Source organism: Streptomyces sp. x-80 (assembly GCF_046549095.1).
Taxonomy (GTDB): domain Bacteria; phylum Actinomycetota; class Actinomycetes; order Streptomycetales; family Streptomycetaceae; genus Streptomyces; species Streptomyces celluloflavus.
Map to the genome: position 1 here is coordinate 1 of NZ_JAJPWM010000038.1, position 23886 is coordinate 23886.

Annotated in this window: 17 protein-coding genes and 3 pseudogenes; 5 read left to right on the plus strand and 15 right to left on the minus strand. The window is 71.4% G+C overall.

Annotated elements, in window-relative coordinates:
• Window positions 1–117 (plus strand): annotated as a pseudogene (locus tag ACLJWH_RS39760) (IS5/IS1182 family transposase); the annotation flags it as partial.
• A gap of 6 nt (window positions 118–123) precedes the next feature.
• Here the strand turns inward: ACLJWH_RS39760 and ACLJWH_RS39765 are convergent.
• The 5 genes from ACLJWH_RS39765 to ACLJWH_RS39785 form a co-directional block, all read right to left on the minus strand.
• The gene (locus ACLJWH_RS39765; RefSeq protein WP_411146700.1) at window positions 124–600 is read right to left on the minus strand and encodes an arylamine N-acetyltransferase family protein; all 477 of its coding nucleotides are present in this window, start codon (window positions 598–600) and stop codon (window positions 124–126) included.
• 156 nt (window positions 601–756) lie between these two features.
• Complete coding sequence (locus tag ACLJWH_RS39770; protein WP_411146701.1) at window positions 757–1584, minus strand: 4-hydroxybenzoate octaprenyltransferase; 828 nt, start codon at window positions 1582–1584, stop codon at window positions 757–759.
• A 98-nt stretch (window positions 1585–1682) separates the two neighbouring features.
• Entirely contained in the window at window positions 1683–2852 is a 1170-nt protein-coding gene (locus ACLJWH_RS39775) for a cytochrome P450 (RefSeq protein ID WP_411146702.1), read from the minus strand.
• Between the two features lie 548 nt (window positions 2853–3400).
• The gene (locus tag ACLJWH_RS39780) at window positions 3401–4279 is read right to left on the minus strand and encodes an SAM-dependent methyltransferase (protein ID WP_411146703.1); all 879 of its coding nucleotides are present in this window, start codon (window positions 4277–4279) and stop codon (window positions 3401–3403) included.
• A 46-nt stretch (window positions 4280–4325) separates the two neighbouring features.
• On the minus strand, window positions 4326–5363 hold the full coding sequence (locus ACLJWH_RS39785) for a polyprenyl synthetase family protein (protein WP_411146704.1): 1038 nt from the start codon (window positions 5361–5363) through the stop codon (window positions 4326–4328).
• Window positions 5364–6279: 916 nt separating this feature from the next.
• Here ACLJWH_RS39785 and ACLJWH_RS39790 point away from each other — a divergent pair.
• Window positions 6280–6980, plus strand: a pseudogene (locus tag ACLJWH_RS39790) (transposase).
• Between the two features lie 53 nt (window positions 6981–7033).
• A complete protein-coding gene (locus tag ACLJWH_RS39795; RefSeq protein ID WP_411146705.1) occupies window positions 7034–7597 on the plus strand; it encodes a hypothetical protein in 564 nt (187 codons plus the stop codon).
• A 135-nt stretch (window positions 7598–7732) separates the two neighbouring features.
• Here the strand turns inward: ACLJWH_RS39795 and ACLJWH_RS39800 are convergent, their stop codons facing one another.
• Together ACLJWH_RS39800 and ACLJWH_RS39805 are read right to left on the minus strand one after the other, a co-directional pair.
• On the minus strand, window positions 7733–9310 hold the full coding sequence (locus ACLJWH_RS39800) for a PTS ascorbate transporter subunit IIC (RefSeq protein WP_411146706.1): 1578 nt from the start codon (window positions 9308–9310) through the stop codon (window positions 7733–7735).
• A gap of 151 nt (window positions 9311–9461) precedes the next feature.
• On the minus strand, window positions 9462–10268 hold the full coding sequence (locus tag ACLJWH_RS39805; protein ID WP_411146707.1) for a PTS sugar transporter subunit IIA: 807 nt from the start codon (window positions 10266–10268) through the stop codon (window positions 9462–9464).
• 268 nt (window positions 10269–10536) lie between these two features.
• On the opposite strand from ACLJWH_RS39805, the pseudogene ACLJWH_RS39810 reads away from it, so the two are divergent.
• Window positions 10537–11075, plus strand: a pseudogene (locus ACLJWH_RS39810) (hypothetical protein).
• A gap of 72 nt (window positions 11076–11147) precedes the next feature.
• Here the strand turns inward: ACLJWH_RS39810 and ACLJWH_RS39815 are convergent.
• Both ACLJWH_RS39815 and ACLJWH_RS39820 read right to left on the minus strand, forming a co-directional pair.
• Window positions 11148–12116 (minus strand): LysR family transcriptional regulator, encoded by a 969-nt coding sequence (locus tag ACLJWH_RS39815; RefSeq protein ID WP_411146708.1) that lies wholly within the window; start codon window positions 12114–12116, stop codon window positions 11148–11150.
• Window positions 12117–12455: 339 nt separating this feature from the next.
• Entirely contained in the window at window positions 12456–15458 is a 3003-nt protein-coding gene (locus ACLJWH_RS39820) for a helix-turn-helix domain-containing protein (protein ID WP_411146709.1), read from the minus strand.
• 327 nt (window positions 15459–15785) lie between these two features.
• On the opposite strand from ACLJWH_RS39820, the gene ACLJWH_RS39825 reads away from it, so the two are divergent.
• Window positions 15786–16952 carry an ArsR/SmtB family transcription factor gene (locus tag ACLJWH_RS39825; RefSeq protein WP_411146710.1) on the plus strand — a complete coding sequence of 389 codons (1167 nt, stop codon included), beginning with the start codon at window positions 15786–15788 and terminating at the stop codon, window positions 16950–16952.
• Here the strand turns inward: ACLJWH_RS39825 and ACLJWH_RS39830 are convergent.
• Genes ACLJWH_RS39830 through ACLJWH_RS39855 form a run of 6 tightly spaced genes read right to left on the minus strand, consistent with a single transcriptional unit; the run spans window position 16888 to window position 23886 of the window.
• A complete protein-coding gene (locus ACLJWH_RS39830) occupies window positions 16888–18486 on the minus strand; it encodes a PucR family transcriptional regulator (protein ID WP_411146711.1) in 1599 nt (532 codons plus the stop codon). The two genes, ACLJWH_RS39825 and ACLJWH_RS39830, sit on opposite strands and share 65 nt — an antisense overlap.
• A 2-nt stretch (window positions 18487–18488) precedes the next feature.
• The gene (locus ACLJWH_RS39835) at window positions 18489–19409 is read right to left on the minus strand and encodes a serine hydrolase (protein ID WP_411146712.1); all 921 of its coding nucleotides are present in this window, start codon (window positions 19407–19409) and stop codon (window positions 18489–18491) included.
• Complete coding sequence (gene menC / locus ACLJWH_RS39840) at window positions 19394–20500, minus strand: o-succinylbenzoate synthase (protein ID WP_411146713.1); 1107 nt, start codon at window positions 20498–20500, stop codon at window positions 19394–19396. The genes ACLJWH_RS39835 and menC overlap by 16 nt, the downstream gene beginning before the upstream one ends.
• Window positions 20497–21354, minus strand: coding sequence for a GNAT family N-acetyltransferase (locus ACLJWH_RS39845; protein ID WP_411146714.1), 858 nt, complete (start codon window positions 21352–21354; stop codon window positions 20497–20499). The genes menC and ACLJWH_RS39845 overlap by 4 nt, the downstream gene beginning before the upstream one ends.
• A complete protein-coding gene (locus ACLJWH_RS39850; RefSeq protein ID WP_411146715.1) occupies window positions 21351–22496 on the minus strand; it encodes a M20 family metallopeptidase in 1146 nt (381 codons plus the stop codon). The genes ACLJWH_RS39845 and ACLJWH_RS39850 overlap by 4 nt, the downstream gene beginning before the upstream one ends.
• 1 nt (window position 22497) lies before the next feature.
• Window positions 22498–23886 (minus strand): serine hydrolase domain-containing protein, encoded by a 1389-nt coding sequence (locus ACLJWH_RS39855; RefSeq protein ID WP_411146716.1) that lies wholly within the window; start codon window positions 23884–23886, stop codon window positions 22498–22500.

Genomic DNA, 23886 nt, shown 5'->3' on the forward strand with positions numbered 1-23886 from the left:
TTCGGCTACCGCCGGCTCACCGTCCGGTACGAGCGAAAGGGCTCCCACTTCCTCGCCTTCCTTGGCCTCGCAGCCACCCTCACCTGCTACAAGAAGCTCGCGAAACTCACCACGTGAGACATCCTATATGTCAAAGGGCCAATCACCTTCCAGCCGTGCGGTCTCAGCGAGACGGATCGGCTCATGCAGCCCGTATCCACCAAAACTCACATCGAAAAGCCAACGTTCGTCGTCCAGCTCAACGCACAGAGCGACATGGACGGCGGGACCCATTTTATTCCCGGTACGGATCCGGGATCTGGCCGCGAGCGCCGAGAAGGTGAACCCGATTCGGTCCAGCACGGCTGCCACCAGGACGACCTGTTCCATACACCAGCCGCCACGGCCGCGCCGCACGATCTTCTCCTGGACACTGTCCAAGTCCAACGGCACCGCCCGCCCGAGGATCGCGTCAATGTTCTCGAAGGCGATCGCCTCGACGTGGGCGGCATGCAGGCCCCGCAGCGTAGCGAGATCCGGAGCCACATCGGCCCGGTATCCCACGCGAGACAGGTAAGCATCCAGGTCGACGCCATTACCCTGCCACATCGAATCGGTCATTCGTATCCCATCCTTCCATCTCTGACGCGATCGCATATTGGTGCTGCGACCAGCCGGCCGTGAATCATGTGGGGGCGGTTTCTGCCGCGAGCCTGCGCCGCTGACGCCTGCCTGGGCCGCGACGGCGCGGCCGAATACCACGCGGATTCGGCTCCGTCAGATGAACTGTCCAGCGACCGCCGCCACGAGAATGATCCAGCCGAAGTAGCGGTTGGCGACGAAGGTGTCCCAGCAGGATTTCGGATCATCCAGGTTCACGCGTACGACCAGATAGGACAGCAGGATCCCCGCACACACGACGAGCAAGTGAAATGCCCACCCTGTCCCCGCCTCGGCACCGGCCCACAACGCGCCGGCGACGCTCAGTGCGATGAAGATGGCCAGCCACGCCTTGCTGGACTTGCCGAACATCAGAGCAGAAGACGTGACACCGATACTCCGGTCGTACTCCTTGTCCTGGTGGGAGTAGACCGTGTCGTGAAACAGCGTCCAGAAGAACCCGCATGCGTACAGGCCGAACACAGTCGGCGGGTAGTCGATCCGCCCGGTCGCTGCTGTCCAGCCGGCCAGCGCATAAACGTTGATCACCAACGCCAGCCATGCCGAGTGCCACGGAAATGCGCGCTTCATGTAGGGATACGCGACAAGCAACGGGTACGAGGCCCCGACGACCAGGGCCGTTTCCTTGTTCACCAGCGCCAGAATCGCCAGTGACGCCACAGCCTGTGCGGCGGCGAACAGGAGTGCCTTCCCGACGCTGATCGTCCCCGCTGCGACAGGACGCGACGCCGTGCGGGCAACTTGGGCGTCGATGTCCTTGTCGATGACGTCGTTGACCGCGCAGCTTGCGCCGCGCACCAGTACCGCCGCGATGGCGAGACATACCACTGCCAGCAGGTCTGGTCGCCATTCCGAGGCGAGGGAAAAACTCCACAATCCTGGAAGAAGGTAGAGCACAACACCCGTGGGTGCGTGCAGTCGCATCAGAATGAGATAAGCGCGGAGTGCATCAGGGCTCTTTCTGACGATGCGCTCGGATATTCTCGGGGGATTGTCGCGGCCTGCTGCCGCCGGTATACCGGTCACCACGTCACCGGGAGTTCGACCAGCCCGCCGGTCAGTGTGTCGTGACGTAGCCTCAGTTCCTCCACGTCGACAGCCAGCCGCATGGTCGGGAACCGCGCGATAAGCCGGGCAAGCGCCACCTGGAGCTGCATCCGGGCCAGCGACGCGCCGACGCAGTAGTGCATGCCGTGTCCGAACGTGAGGCTGCCCGCCGTTCGGCGAGTGACATCGACCCGGTCGGGGTCGGTGAAGATCGTCCGGTCGTGGTTGGCCGCGATGATGTTCAGCAGCACGAGGTCTCCGGCCCGGATGGTGGTTCCGTCGATCTCCAGGTCCGTCCGCGCATAACGCGGCATTCCGCCGTTATGCGGGTTCGGCATCGACATCCGCAGGATTTCCTCCACCGCACCCGGGATGAGGTTCGGGTCGTCCAGCACTGTCTGCCACTGCTCAGGGTTGGCCAGCAACAGCAAGGCACCCGTGCCGATGCGGGCCACCGTGGTCTCGTAACCACCGAACAGCAACAACGCGGACAGCCCCACGACTTCGTTGTCGCTGAGGCCCTCGGTCGCGCACAGCCTGGAGATCACATCGTCGCCCGGATTCTGCCGCTTGTGCGCTACAAGCTGTTGGCAGTAGCCGAACAGCTCGGTCATCCCCTGCTTGGACCGGACCGGGTCCTGCACATTGGCGGCGTCCTGGGTCCACCCGCTGAACCGGTCCTTGTCCTGAGGGGGCACGCCGAGCCACTCGCAGATCACCAGAATCGGAAGCGGTAGCGCCAATGCCAGGCGCAGATCCACCGGTGGCGTCTGCCCGGCCAACTCGTCCAGCAGTTGCTCGGTCAGTGTTTCGACATGGGGTCGCAGTGCCAGCATGCACTCGGCCGAGAAATGTGGCTCCAGCAGCGCACGCATCCGGGCGGGATTGCCGGCGAAGCTGCCCAGCAGGCTGTCGAGAAACGCGGCCCCTCTGTCACGAGCCGCGGTCGGATCGGGATTGGTGCGGCTGAGCCGGTCGTCGTCCAACAACTGCTGTACCTGAGCATGACCGGTGACCAGCCATGCTTCGTCCCCCTCGACGGTGCGAACCCGATGGACCGTGCCCTGGGACTGGAGCGTGCGCAGCAGTGGCGCGACGTGCAGCAGATGCGTCTGCTCGAAGGGCAGTTGAGCTGGGGTGTTCACTGACAATCTCCACATCGTTATGACCCGTGAAACCCCCGTCGGGGCCGACGCCGAGTGCAACCGGGCAGTCGCCCTCGCGGTACGAGACCCGGTCTCCTCGAAATGCCCCGCCGCCGCACCCACGATCCGATCGGTGATCACGGGAAGGACCGGCCGGCTACCGTCTCCACGGCCTCGGCCACCCAGGTGGCCACGGTGGCGGGCACCACTCAAGCGCCGAGCATTTTCTTGAGGGCACCCGCCGTGCGCGCGGTGCGGGTAATTCCGGCCTGACCCGGTGGGCGCGCCGGTTTCGGCCCGAGCGGTGCCGTCTCGTCGAGGTCTACGAGGAGCTGTCACGCGCGTTGGCGTGACCTGGCGCACCCGGGCTGTTCGCCGCCCTTGACTTCCTGCGGCAGTCGGCCGTTGCCGTCGGGGTCGCTGAATTGGGCGAAAGTGCCGTAAGTACGCCCCCCACGCGCTGGTTCAGAGCGCGGTGTGTGCGGCTTCGGCGACAACGACTGTGTCGTTGAGTTCGTTGCTCCCGTTTCCGTCGAGCAACGGTTGCGCTACGCCGGCGGTGTGTATTCGGCGACGACGACTATGTAGTTGAGTTCGTTGCTCCGGTGCGCGTCGAGGAACGGCTGCTCCACGCCGGTGCGCAGTCCGGAGTGGGATCGCAGCTCCCAGTAGGGGATGGCCTCTTGGGTCAGGTCCCAGACCTGCGAGGGCACCAGGTGGTTGTCGGCGAGTGCCTTGAAGTAGGCGCTGCGGTCGTTGATGTGGCAGTCGTAGTGCTCGTCGATGAGCTTCACTGCCTTGCTGTCGGTCGACACGGCGTCGTTGGCGCACCAGGTGACGCAGACGTAGCGGCCTCCCGGGCGCAGCAGCCGGGCGAATTCCGCGAATGCCTCCGCGGGGTCGACGTACATGGTGGTCTCGTTGGTGTACACGGCGTCGAACGATCCAGCGGGCAGACCGGTGTCGCACATGTTGGCGAACTTGAAGGAGACCTTGTCGTCGCAGCCGTGCTTTTCCTTGGCGAGGCGCTCGGCGAGCTCGATGTGGTGGGCGCAGAAGTTGGCCCCGACCACCTCGCACCCGAACCGCCGGTTGACGAGGAAGGACGTGCCGCCGCGACCGGACCCGCCGTCCATTACCCTCGCGTCGGACGAGAGCGGGGCCAGCCCCCGCAGCACCAGTTCGACCTGGTCGTTCTCCATTCGGCCCATTTCCGCGAGGATCGCCGCATCCCGCTCGGGCTCGGGAACCTCCAGCACGGATTTGTCGTAGCCGCCGACGGCATAGTGATGGTGGTACAGCCCGTCCTCCTCGCCCAGCAGGAGGTTGATCGGGTCCTGGGTCTTGGTCTCATAGTGGGCCTGTGCCCGGCGCTCGAATTCGGAGCGGACGACAGGGGGAGCCGGGTTGGCGTGGGTAATGGTCATGATGGAGTACTCCGATTCACATGCCGCCACTGTCGGGCGGCGTGGGTCATCCTGCGCGATTGACGATGAGGTCGAACAAGGTGGTCAGTTCGGCGGTCGCGGTCGGGGCCAGTCCGGCTCGTCCGAGGTGCTCCACAGCCGAGTCCAGGTGGCGGCGGGACAGCAGCTGGGCCGAGTCGCGGCCGCCGGCCTCGTCGATGAGGTCGGCCAACGCTTGCAAGTGCGCCGCCGTGCTGCTGTCGGCATCCCACAACCTGCTCAGTTGGTCGCTGGCCGGGCTTTCGACGGACACGGCGGCCAGCACAGGGAAAGTCGGATTGCGCCGCTTGATGTCTCCCCGGATAGGTTTGCCGGTCACCGCGGGATCGCCCCAGATATCCTCCACGTCATTGGAGATCTGCAAAGCGATTCCCAAATGCCGGCCCGCGTCGCGCAGGGCGGCCAGGACATTCTCCGGTTTGCCCGCCCGCATTGCCGGCGTCCTCAGTGAGCACTCCAGCAGCGCTGAAGCTTTCTCCTTCACCATTTGCTCGTACGCCGCAATGCTGCCGCCTGAACCCGGCCGGAGGGTGAGCTCGCGAGCCTGGCCCGCGTGAACCAAACCGATGGCCTCGGTGAACGAGCTGGCGATTTCCTTATGGCCGGGACCGGAGTCGTCCACGACCATCCGCAGCCCAAGAACCTGCAAAGCGTTCCCGGCATGTATGGCCAGACTCGTGCCGAATACCTTCCACGCGGCGGGGCGGCCGCGACGCAGCTCGTCCGTGTCGGCAATGTCGTCGTGGAGCAGGGTCGCGTTGTGCAGCAACTCCACCGCTGCCGCCTGGGACTGCACGTCCTCCGGCCGCAGGCCGACTCCATCAGCCACCGCCATCATGAGGCTGGCGCGGGTCAGCTTGCCGTCCCCGCCGCTGCTGGGGTCACCATGTTCGTCGATGAAGCCGAGGTGGTAACGGCAGACCTGGGCCAGGGTCGGCTCCAGCACGGAAACCTGCTGCTGAATAACGGGCAATACCGTGGATCGCACCACCCTCGGCGACAGGAGGGCTTGGAACCCGGTAGGTGAGGTGACGTGTGTACTCATCGCGATTCTCCTCCAGCCGCGTGAGTAAAGCACATGTCATTCGCGAATTGAACTACTGAACAATCGTCAACGTGTTGAACATGCTGCATATATGTCATCACACCTTTTCGCCTCCTGCTCCACTTCGCCGTGCAGTGAGATCTCGATGTATGGAGGCTTATGCAAAAGCCCACGATCGCCCAGCATCACCGCAGATCACCGGCATGCTGCTCCCCAATAACCCGGAATCCAGAGTTACCCGGGCATCCAGTGGGGGTACCGGATTTCAGTCCGGGTGATCTTCCCCACCCGTGTCAATGATGTGGTGCGAGCCTCGCGGGAATCGAGCTCAGCACCCAGGAGCGCCGGCAGATGATGGTCAGCACGTTATTGCCCTTTCGGGAACTCGGAATTGCCCTTCCAGGCACCCGAAAGGGCAGGCGCGACCTGCCCGAGATCCCGTTGTCGACGATCAAGCTTTACCCCGGCTTGGGCGGTTTGAGCGTCATGTAATTCCCCATCCCGAATTCTCCTGATTGGCCACGGGGGAAGACTGTTACGCGGCTCAGAGTTTATTTCACGCCATGATCGCACTCACCGCGTGGCTCTATTTGTCCACATTCCTGGTGACTGACTGCGTTGCTTGCTCTCTCGCGCGAGGCGTCAAACGATCTTCAACGGGGTTCCGCAACAGGATTTAAGAGGTAGTTTTCACCTTTGATGCCCGCTTATCTGCCGATTTTCGATGTACTGGCTTGTGGCGGCGTTGAGGCCCTAGGTGTGGATTGCGGCCTGCTGGCCGGATGAGGTGGCAGGTGAGGCAGGGATGTGACCCGGGCCCGTCTCATCCCTGGACGCCCGACCTCCGCGGCTGCATGCTTCTGTCGTCGTTGCGGTGCGCCTGGGCGCACCCGGCCCGGGGCGCTACGTCAGGAGCATGCCCGCGCGACGTCCGTATCCGAATCCGAGTGATCTGCCCGATGCCCGCTGGGAGTTGGTCGAACCAGCACTGGCTGCCCGACGTTTCGAGCGCCACGGCGGGAACCTGGACTTCGGCCGGCCGTCCGAGCACGACCTGCGCGAGATCACGGACGCGATCTTGTACGTGGACCGCACCGGGGTCCGGTGCCGCTACCTCCCGCACGACTTCCCGCCCTGGGAAATGGTCTTCGGCCACTTCGCGAAGTGGCCGAAGGAAGGCGTGTTCACCCAGCTCAACGGCCTGCTCAGGGAGCTCGTGCGGCAGAAGGAAGGGCGCAGTGCGAAGCCGTCGGCCTGTGTGATCGACGCTCGGAGTGTGCAGACCTCCACCAGCGTCCCCGCCGTCGGACGGGGCATCGACAGGGAAATCGTCCAACGCACCCCCGGGCCCAGGGGCTTCATCCCGATTCCCAAGCGGTGGGCGGTCGAGCGGACCTACGGATGACTGTTGCTCCACCGCCGCCCGGCCCGCGGCCACGAAACCCGGCCCGCCCGCTCCGAAGCCATGATCCACCTCGCCATGACCGGCCTCATGGCCCGCCGCCCCACCGGGGGGGGACCACCATCTCCTGGCGCGACCCGGCACCCCAGATCAACCAGCTGATTCCGGGAGAGAACATCGGGAGAAAACGGCCTCTGGGCAACCTCGCAGCATGAGCCGTGGCACCGCATGCAATCCTCGGTCCGCCCAGGCCCGGAGGGGAGATCGGATGCTGCTGACACTGACAGGAGGCGCCGGAGCGGGGAAGACGACGCTGGCCGCTGCTCTGGCGGCCACCGTGCCCCAAGTCCCCGTGCGTGTGCTCCACGGTGACGACTACTACTTCCGCACCCCGGAACGGGGAGGGGCATGGGCGTGTGACGAGGCGGGAGTCTTGCGCCTGGACGTCGGGGACCCCCGGTCGATGGACATCGAGAGGCTCAGCCGCGATACGGACGCCGCGCTGGCCCTGGCACCCGTGGTTGTCGTCGACGGCCTGTTCGCACGTAACGTCGTCCCGCAGGTGCGGTGCCCCCGCTTCGACGTCTTCGTCGACCTGCCCGCTGACCTCCGGCTGGCGCGAAAGATCCAGCGCAAGTGTCTGCGCGAGGGCTTTCCCCTCGACGTCCTGTTACGGAACTACCTCAACCACCGACGTGACGCACACGAGCGCCACATCGAACCCGTACGCAACGACTGCGACCTCGTCGTCGACGGCGCCGCGGACCCCGATGCTCTGGCCCGCCAGGTCTGGTCAGCGATCACCAGCAGGGGAATCAACCACAACTCTTGACCATGTACTCCTTCCGCGCGCGGACAGGGCATATCACGACGTCTTCCCCCTGCTCCCCCGCCCGGCCGGACGAGGGGGAACAGGGGGAAGGGAAGGAAGAGGGGGAAGACGTCGTAGGGGGTGGTGCGGATCGCCTCAGTCGTGGACGGGGGGCGGCGGAGCCGGCGCTCCCTGCGGAGGGGCGAGCTTCGGGTAGGAGCGCGCCGCGCCCGTACCGCCGTCGGTGGCCGCACCGGCGGCCGCCGCCAGGGGCGTCTCCCGCGGCAGGAAGGCGTCGCGGCGGGCGCCCGGGTCCCAGCCGGTGTCCACGACGCGCTTCTGGACCAGGATCGCGCCGCCGAGGATGACGGCGCCGATCGCCAGCATCACCATGACACCGCCACCGCCGCCCACCTTGGCGGCGTTGCCGATCAGCGTGCCGAACCAGCCGAAGTCCGCGTCACCGAACGTGGTGTTCTCCTCACCGAACGCGCCGAGCACCTTCAGCAGCAGGGCGGGCAGGAACGTGATCAGCACACCGTTGAGGAAGGAGCCGACGACCGCGCCGCGCCGGCCGCCCGTCGCGTTGCCGTAGACACCCGCGGCGCCGCCGGTGAAGAAGTGCGGTACGAGACCGGGCAGTACGAGCGCCAGGCCGAAGGCCGGATGGAAGACCCAGGTGAGCAGGCCGAGGCTGACCAGACCGCCGATGAAGCTGGAGATGAAGCCGATGAGCACGGCGTTCTGCGCGTACGGGAAGACGATCGGCGCGTCCAGCGACGGCACCGCGCCCGGGACGAGCTTGCCGGCGATGCCCTGGAAGGCCGGGACCAGTTCGCCCAGGATCGTGCGGACGCCGAAGAGGATGACGGCGACCGCGATGCCGAACTGGAGGCCCTGCATGACGGACTTCATGAGGTAGTTGCCGACATCGGCGGCCGCGGCCCCGCCGTCGGCCGCGAACGCCTTGAACGCCGTCTCCTTGCCGACCTTGGCCAGGAAGACCAGCGACATGATGACGTAGATCAGCACCATCGACAGCGCGGTGGCGACCATGGAGTCGCGCAGAAAGCGCAGGCCCTCCGGCAGCTTCATGTCCTCGGTGCTGCGGCTGCGCTTGCCGACCAGCTGTCCCGCGGCGCCCGACACGATGTAGCCCGCGGTGCCGAAGTGACCGATGGCGATGCTGTTGTTACCCGTGACCCGCTTCGTCCAGGGGTGCGCGAAGGCCGGGAGGGAGACCAGCAGGATGCCGAGCAGCACGCCTCCGACGACCACCACGATCACCGAGGACTGCCCGGATATCGCCAGCACCATCGTCAGCATCGTCGCCATGAAAAGCATGTGATGGCCGGTCAGGAACACATAGCGCAACGGTGTGAAGCGGGCCAGCAGCAGGCTGACCCCGAAGCCCAGGATCATCAGCCAGGCGACCCGGGCGCCGAACTGCGCCTGGGCGATGCCGACGATCGCCTCGTTCGTCGGGATCACGCCGTGCGCGCCGGTCGCGCCCTGGATCATGCCGCCGAGCGGCGCCAGCGCGCTGACGACCAGCCCCGCGCCCGCGCCGATCAGCAGGAAGCCGAGCGTCGCCTTGATCGCGCCGCCGACGATCTGCCCGACGCTCTTCTTCAGCGCGATCAGTCCCGCCGCCGTGATCAGCCCGATCAGATACGCCGGTTGGCTGAGGATCTCGTTGACGAGAAACTTGGCGATGGATACGAGCCAGCTCATGAGCTGCCCTTCCGTCTCAGAATTTCATTGGTGCCGCAGCGGTCGCCGGTGCCACGGGCGGCGCCGGTACCACAGAGGTCGTCCGTGTCCCTGACCACGCGTGGCCCTCGGGGCGCACACGAGCCGCAGACGTCGTACCCGTGCATGCGTCTCAGACGTCGTACGTTTCCCGGAGTGCGCGATCGACCTCGGAGCCGCTGGTGAAGTCCTCGATGACCTGCACCGGGACGCCGACATCGCCCAGGGTCCTGGCGATCTCCCGGGAGGTCAGGATCACGACGGCCTCGGACGCCTTGCCCTTGGCGGAGATGGTGTCGGTGGCCTCCACCGTGACGTACCGGGACCAGCCCCAGCGGTCCAGCACCTGCTCCAGTGTGTTCTTGAGGAACAGGCTGGTGCCCACGCCGTTGCCGCACACGGTCAGGATCTTGTGCACGGCGGGCCCGCGGCGCGTCTGCGGCCGGGCCTGCTCACCCTGACCTTCGTCCTGCCCCGCGCTCCGTCCCGTGCCCTGTCCGGCGAGCACCGCGTGCAGCGCCTCCGGATCGGGTGCCTCCTGCAACGCGCGCGCCGTATCGGGGTCGCCGAGCAGCTTCGCCAGGGAGGCCATCGCGGCCGTGTGCGCGGCCGAGTCCTGCGCGGCGAGCCCCACAACCAGCGTCACCGGGTCGTTCGCCTCATGGCCGAATTCCACCGGCTGGGCCAGCCGGATCCAGGACAGTCCGGTCTTGAGCACCGCGGGCGAGGGGCGGGCGTGGGCGAACGCGAAGCCGGGCGCGATGACGATGTACGGCCCGTTCTCCTCGACGTTCCGGATCATCTCCGCGGTATACGTGTCGGTGGCCACACCCGTCGCCACCAGCAGTCCGCCCACCTCCCGGATCGCCTCGCGCCAGTCCGCCGCCGGGACGTCCAGGCGTACGGCCTCCACAGGAAGAAGCTCACTGAGTGCTGCCATGACAGGAACTCTACATACATTCGGGTGATCGATGTACAGGTGAGCAGTCGTGGGGACGAATGGGATTAATCCACTCATTCCATGCCATATGGAGAGTGGAAAATCGGCCACCGGGCAAGGGACGGCGGCGAGTTCGCCGGGCGGCCACGCGGCGCCCCCGGGCCGGTTCCGGTCCCCCACGGGCCCACTCCCGTCACCGTCGGTCCGGTTCCCCGCGTGGCCGGTCCGGCGGTGACCCGCGGTCGTGCGCTCGGTATCGTGCCGCCGCATGGGCGACAGCACGGTGTGGACTCTGGCGATCGCGGCGCTGACCGGTGGTACCGCGGTGCTCGCCAGTTGGGTCACCGGCCGCGGCAGCGCACAGGCCGCCCGGATCCAGGCGGAGACCGGCGCCCGCGCGCAGCGGGCGGAGCGGCTGCGGGAGAGCCGCCGTGCGGCCTATCTCGATCTGATCGAACAGGCCCACACGATGGGTGAGTTGTACTGGGAGATCTCCGGCGCGCTGCAACTCCCCGCCACCGCCCCGCGCACCGAAGCGCTCGCCGGACTGCACGACCGGGAGATCGCCGAGTACGCGAAGATCCGGCGCTGTGCACGCGTCGTCGAACTGGAGGGCCCGCCCCGGCCGCCGCCGCGGCGCTCGCCCTGCAAAAGGCGACCGGCCCGTTCTTCTCGGCGCTCCAGGCCGAACGGTCCGGCGAGGCGGACGGCCGGACGGACTTCGACGACGCCTACCACCCGTTCTGGAAGGCCCTGGAGAACTTCGTGGACGCGGCCCGCGACGCCCACCAGGGCCACGGTGACTGAGTCACGGCGACGACCGGGTCACGGGGAGATCGCCAGGCTCAAGGTGCCGTCGGGCTCAAGGTGCTGTCGGGCTCAGGACGTCGCGCCGCCGGATTGCCGCGTCACTGGCGGGCGTTGCGCCCATATCGGTGTCCAGGTCCCGGTGTCGCGGGGGCCGCGCGGTGTGGAGCCGAGGTGGTCGCGGAGTGCGGTGAGCGCGGGGTGCGGGTTGTCGGCACGCCAGATCAGGGAGTGCGGGTAGACCGGTGCCGGGTGGTGCACGGGGATGCGCCGCAGGTCGTACTCGGCGGGCCACCGGAGCCGGGTCCCTTCGCCGACGAGGGTCGCCAGTGCCGGGGAGCCGGCGAGCGCGTCGAAAAGGGCCTCGGTGCCGAAATTGGGGCCGATCGCGTCGATGGTGAGCCCGAACGCGGCGGCGAGTTCGGCGTAGTAGGCGGCCCACTCGGTTCCGGTGACCATGCCGGGGATCCAGATCCGGTGCCCGGCGAGCTGAGCGGGGGTGACCGCGCGGGCGGTGGCGAATTCGTGGGCCAGTCCGGTGAGGAGCTGGTGGGGTTCGTCGAGGACCCGGGCCGTATCGATGCCGTCGGGGAGCTGCTGCGGGGACCTGATGACGGCGCGGAAGGACGCGTCGATCCTGCCGGACCGCACGGCCTCGATCGCCGTGTCGGCGTCGAAGAGGGTCACGACGTCGAGTTCGGCCCCGGGGTGCGCGCGGTGGAAGTCGCGCAGCAGCCGGGCCGGGGCGATCCGCGGGTTGATCACATCGACGCGCAGCGCGCGGCGGCCGGGACGCACGGCGGCGGCCGCCCGCTCCGCGGCCCGGAGGAGATCGCGGGCGTGCGGCAGGAACGCCCGCCCGTCGACGGTGAGCCGGGCGCCGCGCGCGGTGCGGATGAACAGCCGTACCCCGAGGTTCTTCTCCAGCGCGGCGACGCGCTTGGAGACGGCCTGCTGGGTGACCGCCAGACCGGCGGCGGCTTCCTGGAACCGGCCCGCGTCCGCGACGGCGACGAAGGTGCGCACGGCATCGAGGTCCACGGCGGCAGATTCTAAGGGCGGGTCCTGCCTGCCGGCCTCACCGGCTCCCGCACCGCGATCGCGTCGCCGGTCTCCTCATGCCGGCCACCCCGTTCCCGCTCCCCGGCACGACCGGACGCCACCGCACGCACGGGAGCCCCACCCGCCGGTCCCGGTGCAGCCGTAGCGGGCTCGGGGGGTGTCGCTCTGGGGGGCCGGTTCCGGGGGCAGGCGTCGGCAGGCGTCGGCAGGTGTCGGCAGGCGTCGGCAGGCGTCGGCAGGTTTTCAGCGGTGGCTCCGTCGGGCTCAAGTGGCCGCTTCCGGATGCCCGTTGGCCAGTGGGCAGGCCGGCCGGCGGGGTCAGGGCGCGGTCCACTGGCCGGCCTCGGCGAGCAGCCGGGCGTCCTGGAGCACCTGGTCGCCGTCCACGTCCCACAGCCGCACCGAGTGGTCTTCGCCGACGGTCGCCAGGGTCCGTCCGTCCGGGGTGAACGCCATGGCGAGGACGGGAGCGGGACAGCCGGTGAGGACGGCGATGACCCGTTTCCCGTCACCGGTCCACAGCCAGATGGTGCTGTCGGTCCCGGCGATGGCCACCGTCCGGCCGTCGCGGGTGAAGCTGATGGCGTTGATCCGTCCGGCGTGCCCGCCGAGCGTCGCGACGGGGCGGCCGGTGGCCGTGTCCCACAGTCGCGTCGTCCCCGTGCGGTCCCCCACCGCCAGCAGCCGGCGGTCCGAACTGGCCCCCACCGCCGAGTTGTCGCCCCGCTCCGTCGCCACGCTCGCCACCCGGTGCCGGGTCGCCAGGTCCCACAGACCGGCGGAGCCCGTCGCGGTCGCCACCACCGCGGTGCGTCCGTCCGGCGTGAACGACAGGGGGGCCGCGGCGCGGGGGATCGTCCAGGCGGGGGCCGGGCGCGGGTCCGCGGCGCGGTCGATCCGTACCCCGTCCGGCACCGGCCGGGCGGCGGCCAGCTGCCCGTCGGGGCCGAAACCGACGGCGTCGGCGGGCAGTTGGTACTCCCGCGGCGCCGGCCGGGACTCCTTCCCGGGTGACGGTGCGGACAGCACGACGACCCGCCCGCCGGTGCTCGCCGCGATGCGGCGGCCGTCCGCGGCGAAGGCCAGCGTCCGGGTGTCCGCCGGGAGACCGGTGAGCCCGCGATCGCGGTACCGGGCGTAGGCGCCGAGCAGACTGCCGAGCGCCTCGGTCGTACGGGCCTCGGCGAGCCCCCGCAGCGCGAGGACCACGGCGGCCCGCGGGTTGCGCGCCCGCAGCGCGTCGGCGCGCGCGGCGTACTCCCGGGAGGCCGCCGTGAGCCGCCGTTCCCGGGCGGTGAGATGGATCTGGTAGGCCAGGCCGCCGGCCAGCAGACAGGCGGCGGCCAGCAGTGTCGCCGTCGCGCAGAGGCCGCGGCTGCGCCACACCCGGTGGCGTTCGGTGCGCTGCCGGGCGTGCTCGTACTCCTCGCTCGCCCGCAGGAACGCCCGCGTGACGGAGTCCGGGGACACCCACGGCGGTGCCCCGGCGGCCCATTGGAGCGCGGCGGCCAGCCGGGTACCGCCGTAGAGCATCGCCGTGCTCCGCCCGTCGCCGTCCCAGGCCCGCGCGGCGTCCCGCAGCAGCTGGCGGGTGCGCAGCTGCGCACCGTCCTCGTCGATCCAGTGCGCCAGCCGGCTCCAGGAGGACAGCACCCCGTCGTGGGTGACCTCCGCCGTGTCGTGGTCGACGCACACCAGCCGGGCGCGGACGAGGACTTCGAGCACGGTGGCGGCCACCCGGGGCAGCCGGTCGTCGTCGACCAGCTCCCGGTGGCGGACGCGGCGGCCGGCCGCCGCCGTGTCCTGGCCGATCTGGACGAGGTGGAGCAGCAGGCGGCGGGCCGCGTGCCGTTCCTCCGTCGACAGGCGCTGATAGGCCCGCTCCGCGAGGGCGGCCAGGGCCGCCGGGGCACCGCCGGCCCGTTGGTACGCCCGCACCGTCAGCGCGCCGCCCGCCCGGTGTGCCCAGGTGGCCGTCAGGACCTGGGAGAGCAGCGGCAGCGTGCCCGGCCGGACGGCGGTGCCCGGCGCGTCGGGGAAGTGCGCCCGCGGGTTGAGGTCCCGCAGCAGCAGCGCCTCCAGACCGGCACCCACCGCCACCCCCGCGGCGGCGGCCGGACCGGCGATGGCGCCACGCAGCTGCGCGGTGCTCATCGGTGCCGGTACGACGTGCCCGTCCCGCAGCGCCGGGGCCACTTCCGGGTGCGCCAGAAAACGCGCGTGGAAGTCCGAGCGGAGCGCGAGCACGACCAGTGCGGCCGGACCGCCGGCACCGTGCTCCGTCGCCGGGCCCCGGTCGGCGGACGGGCACAGTGCGTCGAGGGCGCGGAGAAAGCGGTCGCGTTCCTCGTCATCAGGACATCGGGTGAAGATCTCCTCCACCTGGTCCACGACGAGGACGAGCCGGGGCGGCGGGCAGTCGACGGCCTCCTCGTACCCGGCGCCGACGGGGTGGCCGGTGGCGAGGAGGTCTCCGGTGGCGAGGGGGTGGCCGGTGGCGAGGGAGTGATCCGGGTCGGCGCAGTGGCCGGGGTCGAGAGGGCGGCCCTGGCCGGCGGGGTGGCCGGTGCTGACGGGGTGGCCCGTGCCGTCGGCCCCGCCGCGCTCCCGTACGTGGGCCGCCACCGCCGCCGCCAGGTGGTCCGGCCCCCGTGCCGCCGCCCGCGCCAGCTCCGGCCACGGTGCCCGGAGCGTCCGGGAGAGCGCGCCGAGCAGGGTCCGCCACGGATGCTCACCGGGGCACAGGTATGCCACCGGCCAGCCGCCCGATCCGGCGACCGGCAGCGCGCCGCAGGCCAGCGCGGGCAGCAGCCCGGCGCGCAGCAGTGAGGTCTTGCCCGAGCCCGAGGCCCCGACCACCAGCAGGGGGCCGGTGCCCGCCAGCCGCCGGGCGGCCTCGGTCAGCAGCTCCGCCGCCGCCTCGGCCCGGCCGAAGAAGACCCGGGCGTCCTCGGGACCGTAGGCGTCCGGCCCCCGGTACGGGCACGCCGGCGGCTCATCGGGGCCGCGGCCCGGCGGGGCGGAGTCCGGCACCGCGTCGGGGGCGCCCTCCCCCGTCGCCGGACGGTCGTGCCGCTCCTGCGCGGCGGCGAGCCGTTCCAGTACGCCGCCGGTCCCCAGGACGCGGTCACAGGCGCGTGCCACCTCGCCGGTCAGCGGCTTCTCACCGTTCTCGATCTTGCTGAGATACCCCTTGCTGTAGAACACCAGCCGGGACAGGGCGCGCAGTGACACACCGCGGGCGCGGCGCGCTGCTCTCAGCTGCCCGCCCCCGGCCGGTACCGCGAACTCGGCGCCGGCCGCCCGACGTTCGTGTTCCACCGCCAACGGTGCCCCCTCCGCCTGCGCCACCGGGCCGCGCCCACCCCGCACCGGAAGGCCGCGCCCCGTCGGCGACCTTCCCAGCCGGCTCCGCGGCGCTCAAGCCGATTCCCGGCCGACCTCCGCGCGCCGCGTTCCGCCGCAGACCGGGGACGGTTTCCCGGTTTCCTCCGGCGGGAGACAACCGGGAAACCTCTTGGCCGCCGGCCGCCGCACCACCACAGTGGCCGCGGCTGCCGCCGTCGCGCACACCGCTGCCCCGCGCGCCGTTCCCGGGGCCGGCGGCCGCCTGCCCGGATTCCGGAACTTCTGACGGGGGACATACCGATGGGCCTTCGTATCCATTTCACCGGCGAGGATCTCGCCCGGACCAGTGTGGCCACAGAGGCCGACCCGCTGTGGGACATCCTGCTGAGCCTGCACATGCTCCAGAGCCCCCGCGAGGGCGCGGCGCCGTTCGGCGCCTGGCGACGGCGGACCGCGGCCGGACTGCCGCCCCGGATCCGCGACTTGGCGACGCTGGCGCCACCGCGCGGATATTCCCCGGACTTCCTCACCCCGGCGTCCGGCGCGGGCGGTGTGGAGGCCGGTATCGACGCCGTGGTCTCCACTCCGCGCCGTCGCCTCAGGGCCGAGCTGGGCCGCCTCGGCCAGGCGCGGCCCCTTTCGCCCTGGGCCCGCGACCTCGCCGAGGGCCGCGCCGACGCGATGCGCCAACTCGCCGCCGCCTTGCGCACCTACCACCGTCTGGCCCTGGCCCCCTACCGGGAACACCTGCGGTCCCAGATCGCCGCCGGCCAGGCCACGGGAATCCACGCCCTGCTGCACGGCGGACTCGGGGCCTTCCTCAACAGCCTGCACCCGGCGCTGCGCTGGCACCACCCGGTGCTGGAGGTCCACGGGTTCCCGTCCCCACGCGACCTCTTCCTGAACGGCCGGGGCCTGCGCCTGGTGCCGTCGTTCTTCTGCTGGCGGACCCCCATCGCCCTGTACGACCCCGCCCTGCAACCGGTCCTGGTCTATCCGGTCACCCGCGACCCGGCCTGGCCGGCGGACCTCTCGGCCGGCCCCGCCGGCCCCCCGGCCCACGCGTTGGGCGACCTCCTCGGCCGCACCCGGGCCGCCGCCCTCGAAGCCATCGCCGACGGCTGCACGACCGGCGAACTCGCCCGGCGCCTGGCGGTCTCACCGGCGACGGCCAGCCACCACGTCGGCATACTCCGGCGGTCCGGACTCGTGACGACCCGTCGCACCGGCGGCGCCGTCCACCACACCCTCCGTCCGCTCGGCACGGAACTGCTGCTCGGCCGCCGGACGGCAGCGCGGTGGCGGGACGGCGGTCCGCACGAGCCGTCCCGGGTGCCGCCGTCGGCACGGCCGGACGCCCCCGTGTACCCCGGCCCGCAGGCCCGCACCGGGCATCCGGGATTCAGGAACCCGGTGGCCTCAGACGCAGTTGCAGCATCGCCTCGAACCGGGCCTCCGGGTCGTTGAGGTCGAGGCCGGCCACCACGGCCAGGCGCTTGAGGCGGTAGCGGAAGGTGTTGGGGTGGACGTGTACGGCGGCGGAGGCGGCGATCACGTCGCCGAAGGTGCTCAGCCAGGCCGCGAGGGTCTCGGTGAGGGCGGTGTGGTGCTGGGCGTCGTAGGCGCGCAGCCGGACGACCGGGCCGTCGGGGAGATCGTCCTCGGCGGCCATCCGGTCGGTCAGCTCCTCCAGCAGCGAGGCGGCGTAGACGTCCGACAGCCGCGCGGCCCGGCGCGGGGAGCGGCCGGAGCCGAGCACCCGCAGCGCCCGGTCGGCGTCGGCGCGGGAGCGGCGCAGTTCGGCGGGGCGGGCCGCGAGCCGGCCGATGCCGATGACGGCGGGGACGCGGCTGCCGATGCGGCCGAGGAAGGCTTCGGCGACCCGTAGCGCCTGCTCGTCCGAACTCGTGGGCAGCACCGCGTAGGTGGCGCCGCCCAGTGCGGCCGCGGCCGTGCGGGGGTGGATCGCGGACAGGTGCAGGGCCAGTGCCTCGGCGACGCGGTGGCCGGCGGCCACGCGGTCGGGTGCGGACGGTTCGCCCGTCACCGCGAGGGCCAGGACGCAGGCGGGCTGTGCCGACAGGCCCAGCCGGACGGCGGCCTGGGGGGCGTGCGCACCGCCCTCCAGGACCGTGGCGAGCAGGTCCGCGCGCAGCCGGCGTTCGGCGTCCAGGCCCGTGCGCTGCCGCAGCAGATGCAGGGCGGCGACCTTCGCGGCCTCGTGCAGCGCCTGGGTACGGTCCGCGCTCAGCGGGCCGTCGACCACGACCCAGATCGAGCCGAGTATCTCGCCGCCCGCGCGGACGGCGATGGCGACCCGGGGCTTGGCGGAGAGGCCGTCCAGGTAGACGGGGCCCTCGCTGCGGTAGAGGGCGTGGAAGGCGCCGCGCTCCTCCAGTAAGCGCAGCTTCTCGGCGGACACCTGGCGGTCCAGGATGGTCGCGATCCGGTCGTCGTCGCCCTCTTCCTGCCAGCTGGAGAAGGCCAGTACCCGGCCGCTGCGGTCCTCCACGGTGACCGGGCCGTCCAGCAGTCCGGCCGTCGCGTTGGCCAGCGCGAACAGGTCGCCGGCCAGCGGCTCGCCACCGCCGGCCTCCTCGACGCCGCCGACCGTGCCCAGTTCGTCGACCGCGAGCAGCGACCGCAGCAGCGCGGCGACCTGCGCCCAGGACGCGCCGCGGGTCAGGCCGAGCACGGTGAGGCCGGTGCGCTCGGCGGCCCGCGCGACCGGTCCGTCCACCGGGACCGGGGAGCGGACCACCACGGCGGCGGCGCCGAGCCCGGCGGCCCGTTCGACCAGCGCGGCGACCGGCTCGGCGCCGTAGACCCCGACGCCGAGCACCACCGCGCCGGGCAGCCGGGCCGGTTCGTCCAGCGGGTCCTGGATCAGTACGCCGCTGACGGCGCGGGCCGGGTCGGGTTCCCCGGCCACCACCTCGATCAGCGTCGTGCCCAGGTCCGTGAGAATCCGGCCGAGCACGGCCCGCGGCTGCTCGCTCATGGTCACACGCTAGTTGATCGCAGCGCGTCCACCGCCAGTCGTGCGACCGTTCCGATCACCCGGTCCGCCGCGGGGTTGCGGAAGTCGGGGGTGCGGGACCAGGTGAAGACGGCCACCGCCCAGCGCCCGCCGTCGGGGTGCTCGACCACGCCCGCCTCGTTGCGCCAGCCCGGCAGCGTCCCGGTCTTGCCGGCCAGCCGGTAGCCGTCGTCGAAGCCGGCGCTCATCCGGTGCGGCCAGATCTGATGGGACATCACCTCGCGGACCTCGGCGCACGCCTCCGCGGTACCGGCCTCGTCACGCCAGATCTGGGCGAGCAGTTCGGCGATGTCGCGGGCCGTACCGCGGGTGGTGCGCTCCGGGACGCACACCGTCAGTTCGGGGAACTCCTCCGATCCCGCCCGGAACAGCTCGGCCAGCCTCGCGTGCGCCTCGGTCTCGGTGGCCGCGCCGAGCTCGGCGAAGAGCGAACCGGTCAGCTCCAGGCAGCCGCCGGCCAAGTGGGTACGGTCCCGGCCCAGTTCCCGCAGGAGCCCGTTGACGGTGTCGAGTCCGACCCGCTCCAGCACCACGTCGGTGGCGGCGTTGTCGCTCATCGTCAGCATCATGTGGACCAGGTCGCGCAGGCTCATCTCGACCGGGTCGGCGCAGCCCGCGGTGCCGATGCCGCCGTCGCGGTAGCGCGGGTCCACCGCGAGGCGTTCGGTCCGCGCCAGCCGTCCGGCGGCGGCCTCGCGGGCGTAGGCGAGGGCGACGGGGATCTTGAAGACGGAGGCGAGGCAGACCGGTTCGTCCGCGGCGACGCCGAGCGTGCGGTCGCCGTCGATCTCGCGGGCGAAGAAGTACCCCCGTACACCGGCGGCGTCGAACGCCTCCCGGATCCGGGCTTCGGCGGTGGCGGCCCGGGTCATGAGCTGATCCATTCGGTCGAGGTGGTCACGGCGGCGAGCCGTTCGGGGACCGGGGTGAGCCCGAGTCCCGGCCCGCGCGGCACGTCGAGATGGCCGTCCGCCAGGACGAAGGGCTCGGTGATGTCGGTGCGGTAGTAGCGGTCGGAGGCGGAGGTGTCGCCGGGCAGCGTGAAGCCCGGCAGCGCGGCGAGGGCGACATTGGCGGCCCGGCCGAGTCCGGTCTCCAGCATTCCGCCGCACCAGACCGGGACGCCGTGCGCGGCGCACACGTCGTGGATCCGCCGGGCCTCCAGATAGCCGCCGACCCGGCCCGGTTTGATGTTGACGACCGAGCAGGCGCCCAGGGCGATCGCGTCGGCGGCCGAACGGGCCGAGACGATGGACTCGTCCAGGCAGATCGGGGTGCGTACCCGGGCGGCCAGTGCCGCATGGCCCCGGATGTCCTCCTCGTCCAGGGGCTGTTCGATCAGCAGCAGGTCGTACGGGTCGAGCCGGGCCAGCTGGGGGGCGTCGGCCAGGGTGTAGGCGGTGTTGGCGTCCACCTGGAGCAGCAGTTCGTCGCCGAAGCGCTCGCGGACGGCGCGGACGGGCGCCACGTCCCAGCCGGGGGCGATCTTCAGCTTGATCCGCAGATAGCCCTCGGACAGATAGCCCTCGACGGCGTCGAGGAGGGCGGGGACCGAGTCCATGATGCCCACCGACACCCCGGCCGGCACCCGCTCGGCGGTCGCGCCCAGCCACTGGCCCAGCGACAGGTCGTGGGCGCGCAGCCAGGCGTCGAGCACGGCGGTCTCCAGCGCGGCCTTGGCCATCCGGTGGCCCTTGAACGCGGCCAGTGCCGGGGCGACCGCCCAGGGGTCGAGCGAGGGCAGCGCGGTGAGCGCGGGGATGAGATGGCTGCGCAGGACGTCGGCGGCCGCCGCGGTGTACTCCGAGGAGTACAGCGGATCGGCCATGGTGACGCATTCGCCGTAGCCCTCGTGGTGTTCGGTCTCGACCCTGAGCAGCAGGACCTCTCGGTCGGTCAGGGTGGCGAAGGAAGTCCGGAACGGTGCCACCAGGGGCATCGCGATCCGGCGCAGTTCCACACCGGCGAGTTTCATGCGTGGTTCTCCTGAAGTTGTTCGGTCACGTACCAGCCGTCCCGGGTGAAGCCGGTGACGGTGCGCCCGTCGGCCATCAGACCGCCGAGGACCTCGCGCAGCGCGTGGCGCCACGCGCGGGCGAGGGGCGGATCGGTGCGGCGCAGTGCCTCGATGTCCGGCGGGATCCGGACCAGGACGGTGTCGCCGTCCCGCCGCCCGGCGGTGGGCCGGCCGTCGGGCCCGGCGTCCAGGCCGATCACGGTGTGCGCGGCCGCGGGGTCGGGGCTGTGGTCGGGCGGGGGCGCGGCGGAGCGGTCGGGGGGTGCGGCGGTCAGCTCCCAGCGGACCAGCAGCCGGTCGGTCTCGGTGCCGGCGTTGACCTCGTCGCGCATCGCGCCGTAGAAGTCGGCCAGGTACTCGCTGGGCACCGCGCCCAGTTTGGTCAGGTTGAAGTAGGCGTTGCGGCTGACCAGCGGGTCGAAGGTCCAGGTCACCGTGGTGATGCCGCGGGCCAGCGCCCAGGCCCGCTGGTGCAGTTTGACGGCGTAGCCGACATTGCGACCCCGGACGCCGTCGACCACCCCGGCGATGTGCGAGTGCAGCCCGGCGGTGGCCAGGAAGCCCAGGCAGGCGCCGGCCAGCCGGCCGTCGTGGCGGACGCCGACGACATAGCTGCCGGAGTGCGCGAAGACCCGCAGCAGCTCCGGGGTGATCAGCGGATTGCCGGGGTCGGGCCGCCAGACCCGGTCCAGCAGCCGGCAGGCGTCGTGCATCTCGTCCAGCTCGTGCAGCTCGGAGATGGTCACCCCCGCCTCGCGCGCGGTCAGCTCCGCCAGGGCGGCGGCCGCGGCGGCGGTCTCCGGAGCGTTCACGCGCGCCCCCGGTCCGGTCCGGTCGGCGGCGCACCGGTCAGCGAGGCGACCAGCGCGGCCACCAGGGCGGTGCGGCGCGGCAGTTCGGCGACGATGACGTGTTCGTCGTCGGCGTGCGCCCCGCCGCCCACCGCGCCGAGGCCGTCCAGCGTGGGCGTGCCCGCCCCGGCGGTGAGGTTGCCGTCGGAGCCGCCGCCGACCGCCACGCCGCGCAGGGTCCCGAAGCCCAGCTCTGCGTAGTGGCCGCGGGCCCGCCGGAACAGCTCCGCCGACGCGCTCGCCGGCAGCGGCGGCCGGTCCGGGCCGCCGGAGAGTTCGACCGAGGCGCCCGCGAGGACCGGTGCCAGACCGCGCACGGCGCCGTCCACCCGGGCCTGTTCCGCGGCGGTCGCCACCCGGACGTCGACCTGCAACCGCGCCGTGTCGGGCACCGTGTTGCGGGTGGTGCCGGAGGCGGCCACGGTCGGGGTCACCGTGGTGCCGGCCGCCGGGTCGGCGAGGGCGGACAGGGCGAGCACCTGGTGGGCCAGTTCGGTGGTGGTGTTGACGCCGCGCTCGGGTTCGAGACCGGCGTGCGCGGCCCGCCCGGTAATCTCCAGCTCGTAGCCGGAGACGCCCTTGCGCGCGGTCTTCAGTGCGCCGCCCTCGCTCGCCTCCAGGACCAGGACCGCCTGCGTGCGGCGGGCCTCGGCCTCGATCAGGCCGCGCGAGGCGGGCGCGCCGATCTCCTCGTCGCCGGTGAGCAGGACCGACACCCCGCTCAGGTCGTCCAGCAGGGACAGCGCGTGGAACAGCTGCGCCACCCCGGCTTTCATGTCGAAGCAGCCGGGTCCGGTGAGCCGGCCCCCGGTGACCTCGAAGGGGTGGGTGGCCAGGGAGCCCACCGGCCAGACCGTGTCGACGTGGCCGAGCAGCAGCACCCGGTCGCCGGCGCCGAAGCGCCAGCGCAGCTGCGGCCGTCCCGCGCTGTCGAGCCACTCGGGCGCCGTGCCGGTCAGCCGGGTGCCGATCCCGGCGGCGACCCGCGCGCAGGCGGCGACGGCCGCCGGATCGGCGCTGGGCGACTCCGCGCGGACCAGGTCCCCGATGTCGGCGATCAGGCGGGGCAGCCCGGCCGCCGACGCGGTGGCGAATCCGGGCACGTCAGCCCACCTTCGGGGTGGCGCGGGCGCCGAAGTGCAGATAGGGCGTGCCGTCGGCGAGCGTGTAGAAGACGGTCGGCAGCCACACCGTGGTCCCCGGGCGCTGTACCGCGAACACGCCCGGCTCGACCGGGTGCATCGCGAACTCCACCTCGGCCTCGGCCTCCAGTGCCGCCGCCAGCTCTCCGGTGTTCCGTTGGCGCAGCGCCAGCCCGCCGTCACGTGTCACGACCTCCATCCGCACGCCGCGCCGCTCGTACACGCCGAGGTACCCCTCGTGGTCCGCCGGTGCCGGGTCCGTCGCGGGCTCGACCCCGGGGCGCATCGTCACACCGGCCAGCTCCTGGGCGATCTCCGCGAACAGCGCCCGGTACAGGCCCATGGTGTCGCCGCCGTTGGTGAGCAGGCAGATCGCGAGGTCGGCGTCGGGCAGCACGCGCAGGAACGCCGACTGGCCGATGGTGCCGCCGTCGTGGCCGTACACCGGGTGTCCGTCCCAGGTGTCGAGCAGCCAGCCCAGGCCCCAGTGGTCGCCCAGCAGGTACGGGTCGGGGAGCGCCACCTGCGGGGTCTGCATGGCGGTGACGCTCTTGTCCGAGAGGAGCGCGGTGCCGTCCTCGGCGGTGCCGCCGCGCAGATGGAGCCGGGCGAAGGCGAGGACGTCGCGCGGGGTCGAGGAGATCAGCCCGGCCGGTCCGGCGGAGCGCATCAGTCCCCACTGCGGCGCCGGGGCCGGCGGGTCGCCCAGGTGTCCGAGGGCGGCGCGGAAGCGCAGCGCCTCCTCCGGCAGGGTCACGGTGTGCGTGAGCCCCAGCGGCCGGAACAGGCGCTCGCGCATCAGCTCGTCCCACTGGACACCGGTGACGTACTCCAGTACCCGGCCCAGCAGGGTGAAGCCCGCGTTGCAGTACGACATGGTCGCGTCCACCGGGTGGTTGGGGGCGACGTCGGCCAGCAGGGCGGTGAACTTCTCCAGGCAGTCGTCGCCGCGGCCGGTGTCGAAGAAGACGTCGCCGTCGATACCGCTGGTGTGGGTCAGCAGGTGGCGGAGCGTCACGCCCCGGGTCAGCTCCTCGTTGGCGAGGCGCAGTTCGGGCAGGACGGAGACGAGCGGCGCGTCCAGGTCGAGCACGCCCTCGTCGACCAGGGCCATGGCCACCGTGGCGGTCCACACCTTGGAGATGGAGCCGATCTGGAAGAGGGTGTCGGTGGTCGCCTCGATGCCGGTGCCGGAGTTGGCCCATCCGGTGGCGGCCTCGGTCACCCGGCCGCGGTGCAGGATGCCCAGGTTCGCGCCGGGGACGGAGTGGCGGGCGCTCAGTTCGGCGAGCCGGGCGGCCCAGTGCCCGGCCGTGGTGGTGCTGTCGGTGCGTTCGGTGCCGTCGGTCAT

Excerpts from the sequence above, each read along its gene's own strand:
- ACLJWH_RS39765 (WP_411146700.1), bottom strand. The coding sequence starts at position 600 with ATGACCGATTCGATGTGGCAGGGTAATGGCGTCGACCTGGATGCTTAC.
- ACLJWH_RS39770 (WP_411146701.1), bottom strand. The coding sequence starts at position 1,584 with ATGCGACTGCACGCACCCACGGGTGTTGTGCTCTACCTTCTTCCAGGA.
- ACLJWH_RS39780 (WP_411146703.1), bottom strand. The coding sequence starts at position 4,279 with ATGACCATTACCCACGCCAACCCGGCTCCCCCTGTCGTCCGCTCCGAA.
- ACLJWH_RS39785 (WP_411146704.1), bottom strand. The coding sequence starts at position 5,363 with ATGAGTACACACGTCACCTCACCTACCGGGTTCCAAGCCCTCCTGTCG.
- ACLJWH_RS39795 (WP_411146705.1), top strand. The coding sequence starts at position 7,034 with ATGCTGCTGACACTGACAGGAGGCGCCGGAGCGGGGAAGACGACGCTG.
- ACLJWH_RS39800 (WP_411146706.1), bottom strand. The coding sequence starts at position 9,310 with ATGAGCTGGCTCGTATCCATCGCCAAGTTTCTCGTCAACGAGATCCTC.
- ACLJWH_RS39805 (WP_411146707.1), bottom strand. The coding sequence starts at position 10,268 with ATGGCAGCACTCAGTGAGCTTCTTCCTGTGGAGGCCGTACGCCTGGAC.
- ACLJWH_RS39825 (WP_411146710.1), top strand. The coding sequence starts at position 15,786 with ATGGGCCTTCGTATCCATTTCACCGGCGAGGATCTCGCCCGGACCAGT.
- ACLJWH_RS39830 (WP_411146711.1), bottom strand. The coding sequence starts at position 18,486 with ATGAGCGAGCAGCCGCGGGCCGTGCTCGGCCGGATTCTCACGGACCTG.
- ACLJWH_RS39835 (WP_411146712.1), bottom strand. The coding sequence starts at position 19,409 with ATGGATCAGCTCATGACCCGGGCCGCCACCGCCGAAGCCCGGATCCGG.
- menC (WP_411146713.1), bottom strand. The coding sequence starts at position 20,500 with ATGAAACTCGCCGGTGTGGAACTGCGCCGGATCGCGATGCCCCTGGTG.
- ACLJWH_RS39855 (WP_411146716.1), bottom strand. The coding sequence starts at position 23,886 with ATGACCGACGGCACCGAACGCACCGACAGCACCACCACGGCCGGGCAC.